Raw genomic sequence first — 21,255 nt, 5'->3', positions numbered from 1 at the left:
CCGACCGGCCCCGGTGAGGTGTGCGTCAGCCGCGGGGCTTCTCGCGCATCTCGTACGTCGCGATGACGTCGTCGATCTTGATGTCGTTGAAGTTTCCGAGGTTGATACCGCCCTCGAAGCCTTCGCGGATCTCGGTGACGTCGTCCTTGAAGCGGCGCAGACCCTCGATGTTGAGGTTCTCCGCCACGACCTTGCCGTCGCGGATGAGGCGCGCCTTGGTGTTCCGCTTGACCTCGCCGGAGCGGATGAGAACACCCGCGATGTTGCCCAGCTTCGACGAGCGGAAGACCTCGCGGATCTCCGCCGTGCCGAGCTCGACCTCTTCGTACTCCGGCTTGAGGAGACCCTTCAGGGCCGCCTCGATCTCCTCGATGGCCTGGTAGATCACCGAGTAGTAGCGGACGTCGACGCCCTCGCGCTCCGCCATCTGCGCGGCACGGCCGGCCGCACGGACGTTGTAGCCGATGACGATGGCGTCGGAGCCCATCGCCAGGTCGATGTCGGACTCGGTGACCGCACCCACACCGCGGTGCAGGACCCGGATGTCGACCTCTTCACCGACGTCGAGCTGGAGCAGCGAGGACTCGAGAGCCTCGACCGCACCGGACGCGTCGCCCTTGATGATGAGGTTGAGTTCCTGGACCAGACCGGCCTTGAGCACCTTGTCGAGGTCCTCGAGGGACACCCGGCGGGTGCGCTTGGCGAAGGCGGCGTTGCGCTCACGCGCGGCGCGCTTCTCGGCGATCTGGCGGGCCGTACGGTCCTCGTCGACCACCAGGAGGTTGTCGCCGGCACCCGGCACGTTGGTGAGACCGAGCACCAGGACGGGAGTCGACGGGGTCGCCTCCTCGACGTTGTTGCCCTTGTCGTCGAGCATCGCCCGGACGCGGCCGTACGCGTCGCCGACCACCACGGTGTCGCCGATGCGCAGCGTTCCGCGCTGGACCAGGACGGTCGAGACGGCGCCGCGACCGCGGTCGAGGTGCGACTCGATCGCGATGCCCTGCGCGTCCTGCTCCGGGTTGGCCCGCAGGTCGAGCGAGGCGTCCGCGGTGAGGACCACGGCCTCCAGCAGGGAGTCGATGTTCAGACCCTGCTTGGCGGAGATGTCGACGAACATGGTGTCGCCGCCGTACTCCTCGGCCACCAGACCGAACTCGGTGAGCTGACCGCGCACCTTGGTCGGGTCGGCGCCCTCGACGTCGATCTTGTTGACCGCGACCACGATCGGCACGTCGGCCGCCTTGGCGTGGTTCAGCGCCTCGATCGTCTGCGGCATCACACCGTCGTTGGCCGCCACCACGAGGATCGCGATGTCGGTCGACTTCGCACCACGGGCACGCATGGCGGTGAACGCCTCGTGACCCGGGGTGTCGATGAAGGTGATCGCGCGGTCCTCGCCGTTGACCTCGGTCGAGACCTGGTAGGCACCGATGTGCTGGGTGATGCCACCGGCCTCGCCCGCGACGACGTTCGTCTTGCGGATCGCGTCGAGGAGACGGGTCTTTCCGTGGTCGACGTGACCCATGACGGTCACGACCGGCGGACGGGAGACCAGGGCCTCTTCGCCGCCCTCGTCCTCGCCGAACTCGATGTCGAAGGACTCGAGGAGCTCGCGGTCCTCCTCCTCCGGGCTGACGATCTGAACGGTGTAGTTCATCTCGTCGCCGAGCATCTGCAGCGTGTCGTCGGAGACGGACTGCGTCGCGGTGACCATCTCGCCGAGGTTCATCATGACCGCGACCAGCGACGCCGGGTTGGCGTTGATCTTCTCCGCGAAGTCGGTGAGCGACGCACCGCGCGACAGGCGAATGGCTTCGCCGTTGCCGCGAGGCAGCATCACGCCGCCGACCGACGGGGCCTGCATGGCCTCGTACTCCTGGCGCCTCTGCCGCTTCGACTTGCGGCCACGACGGGCCGGTCCGCCGGGACGGCCGAACGCACCCTGCGTGCCACCACGGCCGCCGGGGCCGCCCGGACGTCCGCCGAAGCCGGGACGACCGCCGCCGAAGCCGCCGCCGCCACCGGGGCCGCCGCCACCGGGACGACCGGCGAAGCCGCCGCCGCCACCGGGACGACCGCCGCCACCGCCACCGCCGCCGGGACGGCCGGCGAAGCCGCCGCCGCCACCGGGACGACCGGCACCGCCGGGACGACCGGCACCGCCGCCGGGACCGCGACCGCCGCCGCCACCGGGACCGCCGCCGGGGCGGGGACCGGCAGCAGGACGCTGCGGCATCATGCCCGGGTTCGGGCGGTTTCCGGCGGGACCGCCGCCGGGACGCGGGGCCTGCGGACGAGGCATGCCACCGGGGGTCGGACGGGCGCCGCCCTGGCCCTGGGGACGCGGAGCGCCGCCGGGACCGCCCTGGGGACGCGGGGCGCCGGGGGCGCCGCCGGGACCACCGGGGCCGGGACGGCCGCCACCGGGACGGGGCGCCTGCGGGCGCGCCATGCCGGTGGAACCACCGGAGGTGAAGGGGTTGTTGCCCGGACGGGGACCCGCGGGACGGGCACCCGGACGCGGGGCGCCGGAGGCGCCGCCGGGACGGGCGGGACGCTCGCCGCGCTGACCGGCTCCCGGAGCCGGGCGCTGACCGCCGGCCGGACGGGGGCCGGGGGTGGCACCGGAACGCGGGGCCTGGGGGGCCTGCGGGGCCTGCGGCGTGCTGGGCTGAGCCGGGGCCGGAGCCGAGAACTCGGCAGCGGGCACCGGAGCCGCCGGAGCGGGCTTGGCCGGTGCGGGCTTCGGGCCCGGAGTGGGACGCGGACCCGGAGCCGGGGCCGCGGAGGGGGTGCCACCGCTCGCCGCGGCCGGCTTGGGAGCCGGTGCGCCGGGCCTGGGGGCAGCGGGACGTGACGCCTGCGCCGGAGAGGGCGCGGCGGGCGTCGGGGGCTTGGGCGTCGCCTTGCGAGGCGCGCCCGGCTTTGCTGCGGTCTTGCCGGCGTTGCCGCCGGGACCCTGCAGCGCGTCAGTCAACTTGCGTACAACCGGCGCCTCGATCGTCGAAGACGCCGAACGGACGAATTCACCGAGTTCCTGGAGCTTGGCCATGACGACCTTGCTCTCCACACCGAACTCCTTGGCGAGTTCGTATACCCGGACCTTAGCCACTTCGCTCCTTTTAGGTCCGGGTTACCGCCGGACCGTCGCTACTTCATGGGCGTACTCATCGCGTACTCATCGAGTGCTCATCGCAATCTCGACCTACTTCCGACTCGCGAGGTACCTGACCGCACGGGGACCCGTGCCGTACTTCTCTTTCGTTCACTGTGCCGTCTGCTCGACGTGCCGCCGGAGACCGGCGGTGTCGAGCGGTCCCTGGACCCTGAAGGCCCGTGGGAACGCCCTGCGGCGAACCGCCTGGTCGAGACAGACCACGGCGGGATGCACGTAAGCACCCCGGCCGGGCAGCGTACCGCGATCATCGGGGACGCACTCGTTCCCGATCACCACGATGCGCAGCAGATCGTCCTTGGCCGCTCGCACCCGGCATCCCACACAGGTTCGCTCAGGGCACACGCGGGCATGCGTCCGGCCAGACACGCTTAAGTCTACCTCCCCGCACCGACCTCACCCCTTTGGGGCAAGAATCGAACGGTTGTTGTCCTGATCCACACGGCCCCTGCCCTGCGGCAACGGGGTCCCGCGCGGATTCATTCCTCAGTCCTGCTCGGAGCCCTGCTCCGTGTCCGGACGGATGTCGATGCGCCAGCCGGTCAGGCGGGCGGCCAGGCGGGCGTTCTGCCCCTCCTTGCCGATCGCGAGCGACAGCTGGTAGTCCGGCACGGTCACCCGTGCGGAACGGGCCCCGAGGTCGACGATCTCGACCTTGCTGACCCGGGCCGGGGACAGCGCGTTCGCCACCATCTCGGCAGGGTCGTCCGACCAGTCCACGATGTCGATCTTCTCGCCGAGCAGCTCGGCCATGACATTGCGCACCCGGCCGCCCATCGGACCGATGCAGGCGCCCTTGGCGTTGAGGCCCGAACGGGTCGAACGGACGGCGATCTTGGTGCGGTGACCGGCCTCACGGGCGATCGCGGCGATCTCGACGCTGCCGTCGGCGATCTCCGGGACCTCCAGGGCGAACAGCTTCTTGACCAGGTTCGGGTGGGTGCGCGACAGCGTCACGGACGGACCGCGCACACCCTTCGCCACCCGCACGACGTAGGTGCGCAGCCGCAGGCCGTGGGTGTACTCCTCGCCGGGGACCTGCTCCTGCACCGGCAGGATGGCCTCCAGCTTGTCGTCCAGCTTGACCAGGACGTTCTTCGGGTCCTTGCCCTGCTGGACCTGGCCGGCCACCACGTCGCCCTCGCGGCGGGCGTACTCGCCGAAGGTGACGTCGTTCTCGGCGTCCCGCAGACGCTGCTGGATGACCTGGCGGGCGGTGGTGGCGGCGATCCGGCCGAAGTCCGACGGGGTGTCGTCGAACTCCTTCGGCTCCTGCCCCTCCTCCAGGTCCGACGGGTCCTCCTTGGCCCACACCGTCACGTGACCGCTCTGCCGGTCGAGCACGACACGGGCGTGACGACGGCTGCCGTCGGTGCGGTGGTACGCGATGAGGAGGGCCGACTCGATGGCCTCGACCAGGAGGTCGAAGGCGATCTCCTTCTCCTGTGCCAAGCCCTTCAGGAGCTTCACATCGATGTCCACGGCTACGCCTCCTCTTCCTTCTTGTCCTTGCGGTTGAACTCGATCTCCACGCGCGCCTTGGCGATCTCGTCGAAGGCGACCCGGCGGGCGGTGGGCTTGCGCCCCTTCACGCCCGGGACCTCGAGGTCGAGCCCTTCGTCGTCGACGGTGAGGATGCGTGCGACCAGTTCGCCGCCCTCGTGCAGCTGGAGCCTCACCAGACGGCCGGCGGCACGCACGTAGTGGCGGTGCTGGGTGAGCGGGCGGTCCGCGCCGGGGGAGGTGACCTCCAGGACGTACTCGTCCTCGCCCATGGCGTCGGTCTCGTCGAGCTTCTGGGAGATCGCGCGGCTCAGATCCGCGCACGCGTCCAGTTCCACGCCGTCGTCGGAGTCGACGATGATCCTCAGGGTGCGGCGCCTGCCCGCCCGGGAGACCTCGATCTCCTCCAGATCCAGGTCGGCGGCGCTGACGAGCGGTTCCAGCAGCCCGCGCAGCCTCTCGCTCTGGGTGGTGCTCATCCGGGTGACTCCTCGGCCGCGTGTGCTGTTGTGGGATCGTCGCGTGTCGAGTCAAAGGGTATCCGGTCGCGGGGGGTGTTGCCGTCCACCGGCGCCGCGGCCACGGGTACGCTCGCCTGCGGCGATGATCACCATTCGGGCCGAGGAGACAGGCGTGGGGCGCACGGGGACGACACGACGACGTGCCCTGCTGGCGACGGGTGCGGCCGCCGCGGCCGTGTTGACGGGCTGTTCGAGCGACACGCCCGCCGGCCCTCGCACGGCCGGCACGACCGCGGATCCCGCGGAGGCGGCCAGGGCCCTGCGCCGGCGCCTCGCGGCGCGCAGCACCGCGCTGCTCGGCGAGTACGACGCCGTCACCGCCCGGCATCCCGCGCTGACGGCCCGGCTGGCGCCGCTGCGGGCGGCGGTCGCGGAGCACGCGGCGGCCCTGTCGGGCAGCCCGGCGACCGCGCCCGTCCCGCCCCGACCGTCGGCCACGGCCACCGCGCCCGCGGCCGTGGCGGGGGGATCGGTCGCCGAGGACCCCGCGGCGGCGCTCAGGGGGCTGGCCGCCGCCGAACGCCGCACCTCCGCCGAGCACACGGCCTCCCTGATGGACGCGGAGCCCGAACTGGCCAGGCTGCTCGCCTCCGTCGCGGCGGCCGGGTCGGCGCACGCGTACCTGCTGACGAAGGGTGACGCCCGATGACGGGGGTGGACACGGCCGGCACGGTCGCCGCGGTGCAGGCCGCGCTCGCCGCCGAACACGCGGTCGTGTACGGCTACGGCGTGGTCGGCGGCCGGGTCGGCGAGAGCCGGGAGCACGAGGCCACCGCCGCGCACTCCGCGCACCGCGCGCACCGCGACGCCCTGGCCCGCACCGCACGCGACCTGGGCGCCGAGCCGGTCGCCGCGTCGGCGGCCTACGCGCTCCCCTTCGACGTCCCGGACACGGCGGCGGCGGTGCGGCTCGCCGCGGAGCTGGAGGACCGGGTGGCGGGCGCCTGGGCCGACCTCGTACGGGCGTCCGAGGGCCCGCTGCGCCGGCGGGCCGCCGACGCCCTGCGCGAGGCGGCCGTGCGAGCGGCACGCTGGCGCGGCGGCGGCGTAGCCTTTCCGGGGCTCGCCGAGCGTGCCGCGGGCAACGGCGGCTGAACGGAACCGGAAAGGGAACACACGACGTATGGCTTTCGAACCGCCCCAGCGGCTGGTCCGGGCCCTCGGGGACCGCACCGAGTGGCTCGGACACCTCCCGGAGACCGTCCGGGAGGCGGTGGACCGGCGGAAGCTCGACGTCGAGCGCGTGGTGGCGCCCGGGGGCCGGAGCAGCGTCGTGCTGCTGGTCCGGCAGCCCGACGGCACCCCCGCCGCGCTGAAGCTCGCCCCGCCGGCGGCCGCGCCCGCACGGGAGCACGCGGCGCTCACCGCGTGGAACGGCTGGGGAGCCGTACGCCTGCTCGACGGCGACGGGGGCGGCGAGGATCTGCTCCTGGAACGGCTCCACCCCGAGGTCTCCCTGCGCTCCCTGCCGGAGGCCAAGGCGCTGCTGGAGGCCGCCGGGACGGTGCGCAGGCTGTGGATCGAGCCGCCCGCGGGCCATGCCTTCGAGACCGTGGCCGAGCYGACCGCCCGCCAGGCCGCCGCGATGCCCTCCCCCGCCGACGACCCCCTCGTCGCCGCCGCTCTCGCGGCACGCGAGGAACTGGTGGCCGCGCCGGGTGACGTCCGGCTGCTGCACGGGAACTTCCGGCAGGGCAAGGTGCTCTCCGGCGACCGGGCGCCGTGGCTCGCGGTGGGCCCGGAACCGGTGGTCGGGGAGCCGGCCTACGACCTGGCGCGGCTGGTCCGCGACCGCGTCGAGGACCTGGTCGCCTCCTCGTCGGGGGCCTCGGCGATCCGCCGCCGGCTCAACAAGCTGGCGGACGCCCTGGAGGTCGACCGCGAGCGACTGCGCGCGTGGACGCTGTTCCGCGCCGTGGAGTCGGGCACCCGCGCACGGTCGGAGCAACGCCACGCGGAGGCCGAACTCACCCTGGAGTTCGCCTCCTGGCTGTGACGCCCTGGGGGCGTCGGGTTCCCGGGGGTCTCCCGGCCCCTGGGGGCGTCGGTTTCCGGGGCCTGCGGGTTCCGGGGGCCTCGGGCTCCGGGTCCCCGCCACGGCAGTGGTCGCGGCACCCCGCGACCACCGGGCCGCACGCGGGCAGCGGCCCGGGCCCGCATCGCGCCCCCGCACGGGCGGCCGCAACCGGGCCCGGCGGGCTCCGGGTGCGCCGCCCGCTCCGGGGATCAGTGGGCGAGGCGGGCGATGGCCTCGGCGACCGGGAGCTCCTCGCGCTCCCCGGTGCGGCGGTCCTTGAGTTCCACGACGCCCTCGCCCGAGCGGCGCCCGGCGACGAGGATCTTGGGGACGCCGATGAGCTCGGCGTCGGTGAACTTCACGCCCGGGGAGACCCCGGCCCGGTCGTCGACGAGGACCCGCAGCCCGGCCTCGCCGAGCTGTCCGGCGACGTCGAGGGCCAGCTCGGTCTGGAGCGCCTTGCCGGCGGCGACGACGTGGACGTCCGCGGGAGCGATCTCGGCCGGCCAGCACAGGCCCTGCTCGTCGGCGGTCTGCTCGGCCAGGGCGGCGACCGCGCGGGAGACGCCGATGCCGTAGGAGCCCATGGTGACGCGGACCGGCTTGCCGTTCTGCCCCAGCACGTCGAGCTGGAAGGCATCGGCGTACTTGCGGCCGAGCTGGAAGATGTGGCCGATCTCGATGGCGCGGTCCAGCTTCAGGCCGGTCGCGCACGCCGGGCAGGGGTCGCCCTCCTCGACGACCACGACGTCCAGGTACTCGTCGACCTCGAAGTCACGGCCGGCGACGACGTTCCGCGCGTGCTTGCCCTCCGTGTTGGCGCCGGTGATCCACGCGGTGCCGGGCGCGACGCGGGGGTCGGCGAGGTAGCGGACCTTGTCCAGGCCCTGGGGGCCGACGTAGCCGCGGACCAGGTCGGGGCGGCCCGTGAAGTCCTCGGCGGTGACCAGTTCGACGGTCGCCGGCGCCAGGTGGTCGCCGAGCTTGCCGAGGTCGACCTCGCGGTCGCCGGGGACTCCGACGGCGACGATCTCGCCGTCGACCTTGACCAGGAGGTTCTTCAGGGTCGCGGAGGCCGGGACGCCGAGGTGGGCGGCGAGCGTCTCGATGGTCGGGGTGTCCGGGGTGTCGAGCTCCTCGACGGGGCCGTGGCCGGCGGCGTCCACCGGGGCGAGCGCGAAGGTGACGGCCTCGGTGTTGGCCGCGTAGTCGCAGGAGGGGCAGTAGACGAAGGTGTCCTCGCCCGCCGCTGCGGGGGCGAGGAACTCCTCGGACGCCGAGCCGCCCATCGCGCCGGAGACCGCGGAGACGATCTTGTGCCGCAGGCCGAGGCGCTCGAAGATCCTGACGTACGCCTCGCGGTGGAGCGCATACGACTCGGCGAGGCCCTCGTCGGTGGTGTCGAAGGAGTACGAGTCCTTCATCTGGAACTCACGGCCGCGCAGGATGCCCGAGCGCGGACGCGCCTCGTCGCGGTACTTGGTCTGGATCTGGTAGAGGATCACCGGCAGGTCCTTGTAGGACGTGCACTGGTCCTTGACCAGCTGGGTGAAGATCTCCTCGTGGGTGGGGCCGAGCAGGTACTCGGCGCCCTTGCGGTCCTTGAGGCGGAACAGCTCGGCGCCGTACTCGTCCCAGCGCCCGGTCGCCTCGTAGGGCTCCTTGGGGAGCAGGGCCGGCAGCAGGACCTCCTGGGCGCCGATGGCGTCCATCTCCTCGCGGACGACGCGGCTCACGTTCTCCAGGACACGCCTGCCGAGCGGCAGCCACGACCAGATGCCCGCCGCGTTGCGGCGGACGTAACCGGCGCGGACGAGCAGCTTGTGGCTGAGCGTCTCGGCGTCCGCAGGGTCGTCGCGCAGTGTCTTGACCATCAGACGGGACATGCGCTGGACCTGGGCCATGGTGAACTCCTGCTCGGAACGTGTGATGTGCAGGAGGTTAGCCGGGCGGCACCGGCAGGCGGAAATCAGTTGCCCCGGGCACCGCCCCGGAGCAGCGGCAGCGGCGCTCCCATGACCGCGTACGGACTCGGCGCACTCGGGAAGAGGACCTGCCGGGCGAGGTCCCGGTAGCCCAGGCTGCGGTAGAGGGCGCGGGCCGGGCTCTCGGTGTCGATGGCGGAGAGGATGGAACGCGGCTGCACCGCCGCGTCGGTGAGGGTGGTGATCAGTTCGCGCCCGATGCCGCGGCCCTGGTGGGCGGGGTGGACGTGCAGCTCGGTGATGACGAACGAGTCGTCGAGCCAGCTCTCGCTGCCGCCCGACCGCAGATAGGGCTCGACCACCGTGGACCACCAGTGGCCGCGGTCGTTGGGCATCCCGTAGACGAAACCGACCAGGCGCCCGTCCGGGGTGGTGGCGCCCAGGGCGCGGGCTCCCGGGCTGGTCAGGTGCCGCAGCACGATGTAGCGGCGGATGTCGATCTCCTCCTCGCTCAGTCCGAAGGCGAGTGCCTGGACGGCGAGGGCCTCGTCGACGCGGTCCGCGAGATCGAGGGGGCCGGTGGCGACGTCGGGATCAGCTGCCATGGCCGCACCCTACTGGCCCGGCGGCCCGTGCCGTGCGGGGTCGGGCCACCCGGGGGCGCGGGCCGCGGCCGCGGGGCGGGGTCAGAAGAGCACGCTCATGAACGCGCCGACCTCCTGGAAGCCGACCCGGCGGTAGGCGGCTCTGGCGGGGGTGTTGTAGTCGTTCACGTAGAGGCTGACGAGCGGTGAGACGTCGGCGAGCGCATGGCGCAGCACGGCCGCCATGCCCGTCTCGGACAGGCCGCGGCCCCGGTACTCGGGGGCGACCCACACACCCTGGATCTGGCACGCCTGGGAGGTGGCGGCCCCGATCTCGGCCTTGAAGACGACCTTGCCGTCCTCGATGCGGGCGAAGGAGCGGCCGCCGGCCACGAGTTCGGCGACCCGGGCCTGGTAGAGCAGTCCGCCGTCGCCCGCCATCGGGGAGACGCCGACCTCCTCGGTGAACATGGCCACGCAGGCGGGCATGATCAGGTCCATCTCGTCCTTGCGGATCCGGCGGACGTAGGGGTCGGGGGCGATGTCGGCCGGAAGGCGGTCGGTGACCATGAGCGGCTGGTTGGCGCGGACGTCCCTGGCCGGTCCCCAGCTCGGTTCGAGCAGCCGCCACAGGGCGGCGGTCGGCTCGGCGGGGCCCACGATGGACGAGCAGCGGCGGCCGGTCCTGCGGGCGCGGTCGGCGAAGGCGCGGACGGCCTCCGGGCCGGCGCAGATGGGCACGAGGTTGGCGCCCGAGTAGCACAGGGAGCGCAGGGTCCCGCCCTCGTACCAGCCCCACAGTTCGCCGCCGAGGCGCCAGGGGTCGAGGCCCGCCACCTGCACGCGGGCGGTGACGAAAGCATTCGCCACGGGCTCGCTCTCCAGGACGGCGAGCGCGGCGCCGAGTTCGCCCGGGTCGAGGACCCGGGTGGTGGTGTGCGTCAACACAAGGGCCTCACCATACGGTTCGCTGGTCATGGCACTGTACCCGCCGACCCGGCCGGTGTGCTTCCGGCCGGAACGGACGGGGTCCGCCGGGGCCGGAATCCGCCGTGCACAGGCGTGGGCCCCGCGGCGCGGCCGCGGGGCCCACGGATGCCGGGGGCAGGTCAGCCGGCGACGGAGATCTGCGGCTCGCCGGAGGCGATGCCGTCCTTCTCCATCTGCTCGGCGATCTTCATCGCCTCGTCGATGAGGGTCTCCACGATCTTGGACTCGGGCACGGTCTTGATGACCTCGCCCTTCACGAAGATCTGGCCCTTGCCGTTGCCGGAGGCGACGCCGAGGTCGGCCTCGCGCGCCTCGCCGGGGCCGTTGACGACGCAGCCCATGACGGCGACGCGCAGCGGGACCTCCATGCCCTCCAGTCCGGCGCTGACCTCGTCGGCGAGCTTGTAGACGTCGACCTGGGCGCGTCCGCAGGACGGGCAGGAGACGATCTCCAGGCGGCGCTGGCGCAGGTTGAGGGACTCCAGGATCTGGATGCCGACCTTGACCTCCTCCGCCGGCGGGGCGGAGAGGGAGACGCGGATGGTGTCGCCGATGCCCTCGGAGAGCAGCGCGCCGAACGCGACGGCGGACTTGATGGTGCCCTGGAACGCCGGGCCCGCCTCGGTCACCCCGAGGTGCAGCGGGTAGTCGCACTGGGCGGCGAGCTGGCGGTAGGCGTTGACCATCACGACGGGGTCGTTGTGCTTGACCGAGATCTTGATGTCGCGGAAGCCGTGCTCCTCGAAGAGGGACGCCTCCCACAGGGCGGACTCGACGAGGGCCTCGGGGGTGGCCTTGCCGTACTTCTCCAGCAGGCGCCGGTCGAGGGAGCCGGCGTTGACGCCGATCCGGATGGGGGTGCCGGCCTCGCCCGCGGCCTTGGCGATCTCCCTGACCTTGTCGTCGAACTGCTTGATGTTGCCCGGGTTGACCCGGACGGCGGCGCAGCCGGCGTCGATCGCGGCGAAGACGTACTTCGGCTGGAAGTGGATGTCGGCGATGACCGGGATCTGGGACTTCTTCGCGATGGTCGCCAGCGCGTCGGCGTCGTCCTGGGTCGGGCAGGCCACCCGCACGATCTGGCAGCCGGAGGCGGTGAGCTCGGCGATCTGCTGGAGCGTGGCGCCGATGTCGGACGTCCGCGTCGTCGTCATGGACTGCACCGAGACGGGTGCGTCGCCGCCGACCGCGACGGAGCCCACCTGGATCTTCCGGCTGACCCTCCGGTCGGCGAGCTTCGTCGGAACGGACGGAATTCCGAGAGAAATTGCAGTCATCTGCTGTGCAACCCCAAGGTATGGATCGAGGTCCCGAGATCGGCGGGCTCCAGCACCCGAGATTACGGCACTGGCGTTCGGCCGGGCACATCGCACACCGATGTCCCCCCAAAGGGGACGGCCGGACACGAAGGGTGTCCGGCCGTCGTACGGATGCTCCCGTCAGCTGATCTTGACCGGATTCACGATGTCCGCGACGAGCACGAGCAGCGTGAAGCAGATGAAGATGCCGGCCACCACATAGGCGACGGGCATCAGCTTCGCCACGTCGAAGGGGCCCGGGTCGGGCCGCTTGAACAGCCTGGCGAAGCCGCGCCGGACGGACTCCCACAGGGCGCCGGCGATGTGGCCGCCGTCCAGGGGCAGCAGGGGCAGCATGTTGAAGAGGAACAGCGACAGGTTGAACCCTGCGAGCAGCATCAGGAACGTGGCGACGATGTTCTGCGTCGGCATGTCCAGGTTCAGCACCTCGCCGCTGAGCCGGGCCGCGCCGACCACGCCGACCGGCGAGTCGTCCTTGCGCTCGCCGTCGCCGAAGGCCGCGTCCCACAGGTCGGGGACCTTGGTCGGCAGCGCGATCACCGACTCGGCGCCGTTCTCGATCATGTCGCCCATACGGCCGACGGAGGCGCCGAAGGACTGCGGGAGGATCTCCGTCTTCGCTGCGAAGCCGAGGTAGCCGGCGGTCTCGTAGCCCTCGACGACCTCGCCGTCGGAGTCCTTCCTGACGACCTTGTTCTCGATGAGCGTCGCGCTGAGCGTCTGCTCCCGGCCGTCGCGTTCGACGGTGATCGTGGCGGGGCCGATGGTCTCCCGGATGCGCTGGGAGAGCGTGTTCCAGTCGTCGACGGGCTTGCCGGCGAAGGCGACGATCCGGTCGCCCTCCTTCAGCCCGGCGAGCGCGGCGGGGGACTCGGGGTCGCCGGCCGCGCACGTGTCGCGCTTCTCGCTCTGCTCGATGACGCACTGCTGCACGCCCGCGACCTCGGTGGTCTGCACCGGGGTCCCGAAGGTCATCAGCACACCGAGGAAGATCGCCACGGCGAGCACGAGGTTCATGAACGGCCCCGCGAACATGACGATCACGCGCTTCCACGGCTTGCGCGTGTAGAACAGCCGCGTCTCGTCCCCGGGCCGGAGCTCCTCGTAGGCGGCGGAGCGGGCGTCCTCGATCATGCCGCGCCACGGGGAGGTGCTGCGGGCCTCGATCCGGCCGTCCGCGCCCGGCGGGAACATCCCGATCATGCGGATGTAGCCGCCCATCGGGATGGCCTTGATGCCGTATTCGGTCTCGCCCTTGTGCCGGGAGAACAGGGTGGGCCCGAAGCCGACCATGTACTGCGGGACACGGATGCCGAACATCTTCGCCGTCGACAGATGGCCCAGCTCGTGCCAGGCGATGGAGATCAGCAGCCCCACGCCGAACAGCACTATGCCGAGGACCGTCAACAGAATCGTCATGCGCGAGCCTCCGCAGGCCGTTCGTCGCCGCTGTGGGCGTACTTCGCTGCCGTCTCACGGGCCCTGGCGCGGGCCCAGGCGTCCGCTTCGAGGACGTCCGCCACCGTGAGGGAGGTTCCCGCGGCGGGGACGCCGTGTGCGGAAACCACCTCGGTGACCGTATCCATGATGGCGTTGAACGGCAGCCGTCCGGCGAGGAATGCCTCCACGCACTCCTCGTTCGCCGCATTGAACACCGCCGGGGCCGTGCCGCCCAGCTCGCCCACGTGCCGGGCGAGTCCCACGGAGGGGAACGCCTCGTCGTCCAGGGGGAAGAACTCCCAGGCCGAGGCCGTGGACCAGTCGAAGGCGGGGGCGGCGTCCGGCACCCGCTCGGGCCATCCGATGCCGATCGCGATCGGTCCCCGCATGTCCGGCGGGGTGGCCTGGGCGAGCGTCGAGCCGTCGGCGAACTCCACCATCGAGTGGACGTAGGACTGCGGATGGACGACGACCTTGATGCGGTCGAAGGGGATGTCGTAGAGCAGATGGGCCTCGATGACCTCCAGGCCCTTGTTCACGAGCGTGGCGCTGTTGACGGTGATCACCGGGCCCATGGCCCAGGTGGGGTGCGCCAGGGCGTCCTTCGGGGTGACGTGTTCGAGCTCGGCCCGGGTGCGGCCGCGGAACGGGCCGCCCGAGGCGGTCACCACGAGCTTGCGCACATCGGCGCGGGTGCCGGCGGCGAGGGCCTGGAAGAGGGCCGCGTGCTCGGAGTCGACCGGGATGATCTGGCCGGGCTTGGCCACCGCCTTGACCAGCGGGCCGCCGACGATGAGCGATTCCTTGTTGGCCAGCGCGAGGGTGCGGCCGGCCTCCAGGGCGGCGAGGGTCGGGGCGAGGCCGATGGACCCGGTGATGCCGTTGAGCACGGTGTGGCACGGGGAGGCCGCGAGGTCGGTGGCGGCGTCCGGGCCCGCCAGGATCTCCGGCAGCGGCTCGGTGCCGTACTGCTCCCGCAGCGCCTCGCGCAGCGCGGGCACGGCGTCCTCGCGGGCGACGGCCACGGTCCGCACGTCCAGGGCGCGTGCCTGCTCGGCGAGGAGGCCGACGCGGCCGCCCGCGGCGGACAGCGCGGTGACACGGAAGCGGTCGGGATGGCGCAGGACGAGATCGATCGCCTGCGTGCCGATGGACCCGGTCGAGCCGAGGACGACGATGTCGCGCCGTCCCGGCGTGCCGTCGAAGACCAGGTGCGGATCGGCGAGGGGTGATGGGCTGTCGCTCATCCCCCCATTGTGGCCGCAGAAGCCGTGCTTCCCGACAGGGTGTCCCCCGCTCGTGGCAGCCAAATGCTACGCACTGCCGGATCCCGCGTCGGTGAACTGCTTCCACTGGGCGTCGACGATCTCCCGCGGGACGCCCCCGATGTCCTTGGTGCCCAGGTACTCGGCACGGAAGGAGAGGGTCGTCGCCCCCGACCGCACGACGGTGAGGTATTCGTACAGCTTCAGCCGGCCCTTGACGTCCTGGACCGTGATGCGGAACGCCTTCGCCTCGTCGCCGAGGGCGGGGGCCTCGGCCGGTTCGACCGCGAGCACCTTCGCGCGGGCGACGGTGCGGACCTCGGTGAAGCCCGCGGCGCAGGACTCCCCCGCGGCGGCGAGGTCGCGGAGCACGGCGGCCGCGCCGTCCCCCTCGTAACGGCGCAGCTGGACGAGGACGCCGATGCCGGCCGTCTCCTCGGGAATGTCGGCCTGCCGGTGGACCTCGGCGACGGGGTCGTGGGCGGTGGCGCCCGCCGCGAGGCTGACCAGCGGCTGGCAGGAGGCGGGATCGGCGGTGTAGGTCTCGCTGAACGGGGGATCGTCCGTCCTGCGCACGGTGTACGGGCCGACGCGCCGCCCGTCGGCGAGCGCCGCCGCGTCGAGGCCGCCCGGCGCGGGCGGTGCCGGGTCGGGGGCGGCGCCCGCGCGCGCCCGAGACGGCAGCATGGGCGCACGTGACCGTCATCGACATCCCCGGCTCCAAGTCCGTCACCGCCCGCGCCCTGTTCCTCGCAGCGGCCGCCGACGGGACCACCACGCTGCTGCGGCCCCTGGCCTCGGACGACACCGAAGGGTTCGCCGAAGGACTGCGCGCACTCGGGTACGGGATCGAACGCACACCCGGCGCCTGGCACATCGAGGGCCGGCCCGAGGGACCCGCCGCCGCCGAGGCCGCCGTCAGGGCGAGCATCCCGGCGACGAGGACGCCGGTCGTCCGCCGCCCGGTCCGGGCCGTGCCGCTGCCGAACATCCCTGCCCCGTTCCCCTGGAGTGCGTGATCGTCACGGTGCGGTCGCCTCGGGGTGACCGCCGCACGATTGTGGGCCACCGGCCCTCAGGCCCGCCAGGCTTTCCGCAGATCCGCGAAGGCCTCGTGGAAGCCGGGGAACGTCTTGCGCACACAGCCGGGGTCGTCGTACGTGATGCCTGGCGTGCGCAGCCCGGTGACCGCGAAGGACATGACGATGCGGTGGTCGCCGTGGGTGGCGATCTCCGCGGCGTGCGGGGTGCCGGGCGCGGTCTCGATCCAGTCGGGGCCGGTGCGTGCGGTGACGCCGAGCCGGGTGAGGTTCTCGGCGCAGGCGTCGAGCCGGTCGCACTCCTTGACGCGGGTGTTGGCGACGTCCTCGATGCGGACGGGACCGTCGGCGAACGGCGCGATCCCGGCGAGGGTCGGCATCGTGTCGGAGATGTCGCGCATGTTGACGGTGAGGCCGGCGAGCCGTTCGGGCCCGCGGACGGTGGTGGCGTCCGCGGCGATCCGCACGTCGGCCCCCATCCGGCCCAGCACGTCCACGAATCGGAGGTCGCCCTGGAGGGCGCCGGTGCCGAGGCCCGGGACGGTGACCTCGCGGCCCGGGGTGAGCGCGGCCGCGGCGAAGAAGTAGCTCGCCGTGGAGGCGTCCGGTTCGACGGCGTACGTGGTGGCGCGGTAGCCGCCGGGCGGCACGGTGAACACGTCGCCCTCCCGTGCCACCTCGACGCCGAAGCTGCGCATCATGGCGAGGGTGATCTCCACGTAGGGCGCGGAGACCAGGTCGGTGACGGTGATCCGCAGCCCTTCGGCCGTCAGCGGGCCGAGCATCAGGAGCGCGGTCAGGTACTGGGAGGACTGGCCCGCGTCCAGGGTGAGGTCACCGCCCTTGATGCCGTGGGCGGCGATGATCAGCGGGTGGTGTCCCTCGGCCCGCTCGTGGCGCAGGTCGACGCCGAGCGTGCGCAGGGCGCCGGTCAGCGGTCCGAGGGGGCGGCGGCGCATCTGCGGCGAGGCGTCGAAACGGTAGGTGCCGAACGCCCCGGCGGCGGCGAGGGTGGGCAGGAAGCGGGCGGTGGTGGCGCCGTCGCGGCAGTGGACGTCGGCCTCGGCGGCGGCGGGTCCCTCGGGCCGGCCCTCGATGTGCCAGGCGCCGGGTGTGCGTTCGATCCCGTACCCGAGTGCGCGCAGTCCTTCGGCGAACCCTTCGGTGTCGTCCGAGGCCAGGGGCCGCAGCAGCGTGGTGGTCCCGTCGGCGGCCGCTGCGAGGAACAGGGCGCGGGCGGTGACGGACTTGGAGCCGGGGATGTCGATGACGGTCACGTGCGCCCATGCTGCCGTCTCGGGCGCGCGCGGGCGGGGCGCGTCCAGTGTGTGGACGCGCCCCGCCGGGCGGTGCGCGGTGTCAGGCGATGGGCCGGTGGACGTTCTCCCGGACCGAGGGGCCGGGGGTGGCGTCGGCGATCCAGGGGCCCTCGCCGCTGGGGTCGACGATGCCGGACTCCAGCCAGGTGTAGGTGCCGGACAGCACGCCCTTGACGACCTGGTGGTCGACGTCGTCCGTGTTGGACCACAGCCGGCCGAACAGTTCCTCGGTCCGCAGCCGGGACTGGCGGCAGAAGACGTCCGCCAGCTGGTACGCCTCCCGGCCGTGGTCCGCGCTCGCGCGCAGATGCTCGGCCCGCACACAGGCGGCGCTCATCGCGAAGAGTTCGGCGCCGATGTCGACGATCCGGCCGAGGAAGCCCTGCTTGGTCTCCATGCGGCCCTGCCAGCGGGACATGGCGTAGAACGTCGAGCGGGCGAGTTTGCGGGAGGTGCGCTCCACGTAGCGCAGGTGCCGGGCGAGGTCGGGGTGGCCGGAGGGGTGGAACTCGGCGTAGGTACGGGGCAGTTGTCCCGGTCCGGCGACGAGCTTGGGCAGCCAGCGGGCGTAGAAGGCCGCCGCGTTCGCGCCGGCCCTGGCCTTGTCGGCCATCGGCTTGTCGGGGTCGATGATGTCCCCGGCGACGGCGAGGTGGGCGTCGACCGCCTCGCGGGCGATCAGCAGGTGCATGATCTCGGTGGAGCCCTCGAAGATGCGGTTGATGCGCAGGTCGCGCAGCAACTGCTCGGCGGGGACCCCGCGCTCGCCGCGGGCGGCGAGCGACGCGGCGGTCTCGAAGCCGCGTCCGCCGCGGATCTGGACCAGCTCGTCGGCCATCAGCCAGGCCATCTCGGAGCCGTACAGCTTGGCGAGGGCGGCCTCGATGCGGATGTCGTTGCGGTCCTCGTCGGCCATCTGCGACGAGAGGTCGAGCACGGCCTCCAGGGCGAAGGTGGTGGCGGCGATGAACGAGATCTTGGCGCCCACCGCCTCGTGACGGGCGACCGGCCTGCCCCACTGCTCGCGTTCCGCGGACCATTCGCGGGCGATCTTCAGACACCACTTGCCGGCTCCGACGCACATCGCGGGCAGCGAGAGGCGGCCGGTGTTGAGGGTGGTGAGGGCGATCTTGAGGCCGGCGCCCTCGGGCCCGATGCGGTTCGCCGCCGGGACCCTGACGCGGTGGAAGCGGGTGACGCCGTTCTCCAGTCCGCGCAGGCCCATGAAGGCGTTGCGGTTCTCGACGGTGATGCCCTCGCTCGACGCCTCGACGACGAAGGCGGTGATGCCGCCCTTGTGCCCGTCGGACTTCGGCACCCGGGCCATCACGACGAGGAGGTCGGCGACCACGCCGTTGGTCGTCCACAGCTTCACGCCGTCGACGACGTAGTCGTCGCCGTCCGGGACGGCGGTGGTGGCGAGCCGGGCGGGGTCGGATCCGACGTCCGGCTCGGTGAGCAGGAACGCCGAGATGTCGTGGCGGGCCAGTCGCGGCAGAAACGCGTCCTTCTGCTCCTGGGTGCCGAACTGCTTGAGCGGCTGGGGCACGCCGATGGACTGGTGCGCGGACAGCAGCGCGCCGACCGCGGGGCTCGCCGATCCGACCAGGGCGAGGGCCTTGTTGTAGTAGACCTGGGTGAGGCCGAGGCCGCCGTAGCGGGGGTCGATCTTCATGCCGAGCGCGCCGAGTTCGCGCAGGCCGTCGATGACGTCGTCGGGGATCCTGGCGTCCCGCTCGATCTGCGCGCCGTCGATCCGTGTCTCGCAGAAGCGGTGCAGCTTGGCCAGGAACTCCTCGCCGCGCCGGGTGGCCTCGCCGGTGGGCAGCGGGTGGGGATGGATCAGGTCGAGCCGGAAGCGGCCGAGGAAGAGTTCCTTGGCGAAGCTGGGCTTGCGCCAGTCCTGTTCGCGCGCCGCCTCGGCGACCTCGCGTGCTTCGCGTTCGGAGACCTTGGGCGCAGCCGGGTCCTTGTGGGACGCGGTGCCGGGGGCGGTGTCGATCGGCTTGTCGGGTGGGGCGGACATGAGGGTCACCTCGCCGCGAGTCGGGGGGTCTGCCGGGGCGTGTACCAGTCGGTGCTACTCGTTCGTACTACCCGAATACGGGCACCACCACCAGCCTGCCTACGGCACCCGGGGCATGCCGGAGCGGCCGGAGCCCCCGCACATAGGGCTCCGGCCGCTCCGGTGGTACGCGGGGGTTACAGCGCCAGGCCGGTGAGGACCAGCACCCGCTCGTAGGTGTAGTCGTCCATCGCGTAGGCCACGCCCTCGCGGCCGACACCGGACTGCTTGGCGCCGCCGTAGGGCATCTGGTCGGCGCGGTAGGAGGGGACGTCGCCGATGATCACGCCGCCGACCTCCAGGGCGCGGTGGGCCCGGAAGGCGGTCCGGAGGTCGTGGGTGAAGACGCCCGCCTGGAGTCCGTACGGGGAGTCGTTGACGGCGGCGAACGCCTCGGCCTCGCCGTCGGCCCTGGCCACGCTGAGGACCGGGCCGAAGACCTCCTCGCAGGCGAGGGTGGTGCCGGCGGGAAGGTCCGCGAGGACGGTGGGCGCGTAGCTCGCGCCGTCGCGGGTGCCGCCGGTGAGCAGCTTGGCGCCGTCCCGCACGGCCTCGTCGACCCACGCCTCGACGCGCTTGGCGGCGTCCTCGCTGACGAGGGGGCCGACATCGGTCGCGGCGTCGGAGGGGTCGCCGGTGACCTGGGCCTCCACGGCGGCGACGATCTTCGGCAGCAGGCGGTCGTAGACGCTCGCGTCGGCGACGACCCGCTGCACGGAGATGCAGGACTGGCCGCCCTGGTAGTTGGAGAAGGTGGCGATGCGGGTCGCCGCCCAGTCCAGGTCGGCCTCGCTCGACCAGTCGGCGAGGACCACGGCCGCGCCGTTGCCGCCGAGCTCCAGGGTGCAGTGCTTGCGCGGCACCGAGTCCATGATCGCGTAGCCGACCGGGCCGGAGCCGGTGAAGGAGATCACCGGCAGGCGCTCGTCCTGGACCAGGGCCGGCATGCGGTCGTTGGGGACGGGGAGCACCGACCAGGAGCCCGCGGGCAGATCGGTCTCGGCCAGCAGCTCGCCCAGGATCAGGGCGGAGATCGGTGTGGCGGGCGCGGGCTTGAGGATGATCGGGGCGCCGACCGCGATGGCCGGGGCGACCTTGTGCGCGCTGAGGTTCAGCGGGAAGTTGAACGGGGCGATGCCGAGGACGACACCCTTGGGGATCCGGCGGGTGAGCGCGAGGCGGCCCTGGCCGCCGGGGTCGGTGTCGAGGCGCTGGGCCTCGCCGCCGTTGAACCGGCGGGCCTCCTCGGCGGCGAACCGGAAGACGGACACGGCCCGGCCGACCTCGCCCCTGGCCCACTTGATCGGCTTGCCGTTCTCGGCCGAGATCAGCTGCGCGATCTCCTCGGTCCGCTCGGCGAGCCGCTTCGACACGTGGTCGAGGGCGGCGGCGCGGACGTGCGCCGGGGTGGCGGCGAACTCGTCGAGCACCGCGTGCGCGGCCGCGACGGCCTCCTCGACCTGGGCCTCGGTGGGCACGGAGACGGTGCCGACCAGTCGGCCGTCCCACGAAGAGGTGACGTCGAAGGCGGTCTCGCCGGTGGCCTGGCGGCCGGCGAGCCAGAAGGCGTGGGTGGAAGTCATGTCGCTGGTTCCGGCCCTTCCGAGGGGTGGGGAGTGTGCTGTCGCGTCGTTCACTGCACACGGTAGGGCCGGGGACCGGCACGGTCGTTTGTCCGGGATGGAGTGGTCGGAGCCCGGGCCTGGCCTGTTTGGCACGTCCCGGACGCGCCCCCTCGCACGGCGCCGGGCGGAGCAGGGCCCGCCACCAGGAGCGGCAGTCGTCGGCGGGCTTCTCCTTGCGGCGCTTGACCAGGTCGGACATGACGGTCGGCACGTACTGGTTGCTCTGGAGCGCGGTCTCGGTGCCCCTGACCATGTCGCGGACGGCGGCGCCGATCGGCAGCGCGTCCTCCTCCGGGACGCCGAACTGCCGGGCGAGCACCAGGATGGGCAGCTTCTGCGCGAAGTCCGCGACCAGGTCGGCGCGGCCGGTCTTGGCGAACTCGTCCACGAGCTGGTCGGTGTAGCGGACGACGTAGCGGCGCACGCCGTGGCGGTTGAACCGGGCCAGGCTGTCCGTCACCGCC

The 21,255-nt window shown here is 72.6% G+C and carries 18 protein-coding genes and 1 pseudogene; 5 read left to right on the top strand and 14 right to left on the bottom strand.

The window, feature by feature from the left end; translation table 11 throughout:
- Positions 1–25: 25 nt before the first annotated feature.
- The 4 genes from infB to rimP form a co-directional block, all read right to left on the bottom strand.
- Positions 26–3,115, bottom strand: a complete 3,090-nt coding sequence (infB, locus tag EAO77_RS14545) for a translation initiation factor IF-2 (RefSeq protein ID WP_147988399.1) — start codon at positions 3,113–3,115, stop codon at positions 26–28.
- A gap of 153 nt (positions 3,116–3,268) precedes the next feature.
- Positions 3,269–3,547 (bottom strand): YlxR family protein, encoded by a 279-nt coding sequence (locus EAO77_RS14540; RefSeq protein WP_147988398.1) that lies wholly within the window; start codon positions 3,545–3,547, stop codon positions 3,269–3,271.
- 117 nt (positions 3,548–3,664) lie between these two features.
- Positions 3,665–4,660 carry a transcription termination factor NusA gene (gene nusA, locus EAO77_RS14535; protein WP_147988397.1) on the bottom strand — a complete coding sequence of 332 codons (996 nt, stop codon included), beginning with the start codon at positions 4,658–4,660 and terminating at the stop codon, positions 3,665–3,667.
- A gap of 2 nt (positions 4,661–4,662) precedes the next feature.
- Complete coding sequence (rimP, locus tag EAO77_RS14530; protein ID WP_147988396.1) at positions 4,663–5,160, bottom strand: ribosome maturation factor RimP; 498 nt, start codon at positions 5,158–5,160, stop codon at positions 4,663–4,665.
- A 124-nt stretch (positions 5,161–5,284) separates the two neighbouring features.
- Here rimP and EAO77_RS14525 point away from each other — a divergent pair, with 124 nt between their 5' ends.
- Genes EAO77_RS14525 through EAO77_RS14515 form a run of 3 tightly spaced genes read left to right on the top strand, consistent with a single transcriptional unit; the run spans position 5,285 to position 7,198 of the window.
- Positions 5,285–5,851 (top strand): hypothetical protein, encoded by a 567-nt coding sequence (locus EAO77_RS14525; RefSeq protein ID WP_261993901.1) that lies wholly within the window; start codon positions 5,285–5,287, stop codon positions 5,849–5,851.
- Positions 5,848–6,297 (top strand): ferritin-like domain-containing protein, encoded by a 450-nt coding sequence (locus EAO77_RS14520; RefSeq protein WP_147988395.1) that lies wholly within the window; start codon positions 5,848–5,850, stop codon positions 6,295–6,297. Before EAO77_RS14525 ends, EAO77_RS14520 begins: the two co-directional genes overlap by 4 nt.
- 28 nt (positions 6,298–6,325) lie before the next feature.
- Positions 6,326–7,198 (top strand): aminoglycoside phosphotransferase family protein, encoded by an 873-nt coding sequence (locus tag EAO77_RS14515; protein WP_147988394.1) that lies wholly within the window; start codon positions 6,326–6,328, stop codon positions 7,196–7,198.
- Between the two features lie 230 nt (positions 7,199–7,428).
- Here EAO77_RS14515 and EAO77_RS14510 read toward each other — a convergent pair whose 3' ends face one another.
- The 7 genes from EAO77_RS14510 to EAO77_RS14480 all read right to left on the bottom strand — a co-directional run bounded on the left by EAO77_RS14510 (position 7,429) and on the right by EAO77_RS14480 (position 15,429).
- Entirely contained in the window at positions 7,429–9,123 is a 1,695-nt protein-coding gene (locus tag EAO77_RS14510; protein WP_147988393.1) for a proline--tRNA ligase, read from the bottom strand.
- Positions 9,124–9,188: 65 nt separating this feature from the next.
- Complete coding sequence (locus EAO77_RS14505) at positions 9,189–9,749, bottom strand: GNAT family N-acetyltransferase (RefSeq protein WP_147988392.1); 561 nt, start codon at positions 9,747–9,749, stop codon at positions 9,189–9,191.
- A gap of 81 nt (positions 9,750–9,830) precedes the next feature.
- Positions 9,831–10,673, bottom strand: a complete 843-nt coding sequence (locus EAO77_RS14500) for a GNAT family N-acetyltransferase (protein ID WP_147989130.1) — start codon at positions 10,671–10,673, stop codon at positions 9,831–9,833.
- A gap of 164 nt (positions 10,674–10,837) precedes the next feature.
- Positions 10,838–11,995 carry a flavodoxin-dependent (E)-4-hydroxy-3-methylbut-2-enyl-diphosphate synthase gene (gene ispG / locus EAO77_RS14495; RefSeq protein ID WP_147988391.1) on the bottom strand — a complete coding sequence of 386 codons (1,158 nt, stop codon included), beginning with the start codon at positions 11,993–11,995 and terminating at the stop codon, positions 10,838–10,840.
- Between the two features lie 162 nt (positions 11,996–12,157).
- Complete coding sequence (locus EAO77_RS14490; RefSeq protein ID WP_147988390.1) at positions 12,158–13,456, bottom strand: M50 family metallopeptidase; 1,299 nt, start codon at positions 13,454–13,456, stop codon at positions 12,158–12,160.
- Complete coding sequence (gene dxr / locus EAO77_RS14485; RefSeq protein ID WP_147988389.1) at positions 13,453–14,724, bottom strand: 1-deoxy-D-xylulose-5-phosphate reductoisomerase; 1,272 nt, start codon at positions 14,722–14,724, stop codon at positions 13,453–13,455. The genes EAO77_RS14490 and dxr overlap by 4 nt, the downstream gene beginning before the upstream one ends.
- Before the next feature lie 66 nt (positions 14,725–14,790).
- Positions 14,791–15,429, bottom strand: a complete 639-nt coding sequence (locus tag EAO77_RS14480) for a hypothetical protein (protein WP_147988388.1) — start codon at positions 15,427–15,429, stop codon at positions 14,791–14,793.
- Between the two features lie 8 nt (positions 15,430–15,437).
- On the opposite strand from EAO77_RS14480, the pseudogene EAO77_RS14475 reads away from it, so the two are divergent.
- Positions 15,438–15,683: pseudogene (locus EAO77_RS14475) on the top strand (3-phosphoshikimate 1-carboxyvinyltransferase); the annotation flags it as partial.
- Between the two features lie 134 nt (positions 15,684–15,817).
- Here the strand turns inward: EAO77_RS14475 and aroA are convergent.
- From aroA to EAO77_RS14460, 3 genes are all read right to left on the bottom strand, one after another.
- The gene (aroA, locus tag EAO77_RS14470; protein WP_147988387.1) at positions 15,818–17,059 is read right to left on the bottom strand and encodes a 3-phosphoshikimate 1-carboxyvinyltransferase; all 1,242 of its coding nucleotides are present in this window, start codon (positions 17,057–17,059) and stop codon (positions 15,818–15,820) included.
- Positions 17,060–17,141: 82 nt separating this feature from the next.
- Positions 17,142–19,127 (bottom strand): acyl-CoA dehydrogenase family protein, encoded by a 1,986-nt coding sequence (locus EAO77_RS14465; protein WP_147988386.1) that lies wholly within the window; start codon positions 19,125–19,127, stop codon positions 17,142–17,144.
- Positions 19,128–19,303: 176 nt separating this feature from the next.
- Positions 19,304–20,749 carry an aldehyde dehydrogenase family protein gene (locus tag EAO77_RS14460; RefSeq protein ID WP_147988385.1) on the bottom strand — a complete coding sequence of 482 codons (1,446 nt, stop codon included), beginning with the start codon at positions 20,747–20,749 and terminating at the stop codon, positions 19,304–19,306.
- A gap of 97 nt (positions 20,750–20,846) precedes the next feature.
- Here EAO77_RS14460 and EAO77_RS39455 point away from each other — a divergent pair.
- A partial coding sequence (locus tag EAO77_RS39455; RefSeq protein WP_222723654.1) for a hypothetical protein occupies positions 20,847–21,255 on the top strand: 409 nt, incomplete at its 3' end.

It is taken from the genome of Streptomyces sp. T39 (assembly GCF_008042045.1).
Taxonomy (GTDB): Bacteria; Actinomycetota; Actinomycetes; order Streptomycetales; family Streptomycetaceae; genus Streptomyces.
The sequence above is the reverse complement of the archived record's forward strand: the minus strand, read 5'-3'. Positions and strand labels throughout refer to the sequence as shown.